Source organism: Defluviitalea phaphyphila (genome assembly GCF_001466305.1).
Lineage (GTDB): Bacteria > Bacillota > Clostridia > Lachnospirales > Defluviitaleaceae > Defluviitalea_A > Defluviitalea_A phaphyphila.
Genome location: NZ_JWID01000069.1, coordinates 1 through 754 on the forward strand (window position 1 = coordinate 1; position 754 = coordinate 754).

General features: G+C 27.6%; 2 protein-coding genes. Both read right to left on the bottom strand.

Annotated elements, in window-relative coordinates; translation table 11 throughout:
• Positions 1-460: PoNe immunity protein domain-containing protein (locus tag OM90_RS12200; protein WP_144428597.1), on the bottom strand; the 460-nt coding region annotated here is incomplete at its 3' end.
• A gap of 20 nt (positions 461-480) precedes the next feature.
• Complete coding sequence (locus OM90_RS12205; protein ID WP_058487116.1) at positions 481-675, bottom strand: hypothetical protein; 195 nt, start codon at positions 673-675, stop codon at positions 481-483.
• Positions 676-754: the final 79 nt, after the last annotated feature.

A 754-nucleotide genomic window follows, 5' to 3' on the forward strand; every position in this document is an offset into this window, starting at 1 on the left:
AGCCTATATCACTTACACATAATAAATAATCTATTACAAAATCTTCAATACCCCACTTTTCTACTATATTAGCCAATCTCTTTATATTATTTTTATCAGTTTCTAGTAATATTTCTAAAGATATTAGCCAAAGTATATATATATATTCAGTTTCAATACAAGTATCTTCAAATTCAAAATAATTTTCTATGCAAAATATGGTATATTCAACATCTTCAACTAAATCCTCTATGGGCATCCCTGCTGAATACATTGCACGTATTTTTCTAAATTCATACATAACACTATCTTGATATGTTACACGAATAATCTCTTCGTTATCTCTTGGATATCTCTGTATTCCATTTTTTATATCTTCCTTTAGAAGTTTTATTTCATCTTTCCATTCCTCTATACTTTGCTCTGCAAAAACTATTTCCTCTTCGAAATCTTCAAATGTTTTAAACTTATCTCTTACCATAATTTAACCTCCTTTATTTATTATGGCCAAGGTCCTACACGGTTTGCATCTTCATCTAGTCTAAAAGTTTGTATCTTTCCATCAGCATTTATATTAAATAATACCTTTTCAACCTTGTGAGCTTTTAGATCTTTTAAAATCTTTTTTTCTAGTTTTTTATCTCTATTTACAGCTTTGAAAAGACGCTTGTTATCTTTTATCCACTTATCTGACATCTGTTTATAGCCTTTTGTTGTTTTCCTTAAACTTGCTACTCCTTCTTTTTTAAATTTTCAACAATAACATACTTATTAT

Coding starts and splice junctions, on each gene's coding strand:
- OM90_RS12205 (WP_058487116.1), bottom strand. CDS start 675: ATGTCAGATAAGTGGATAAAAGATAACAAGCGTCTTTTCAAAGCTGTA.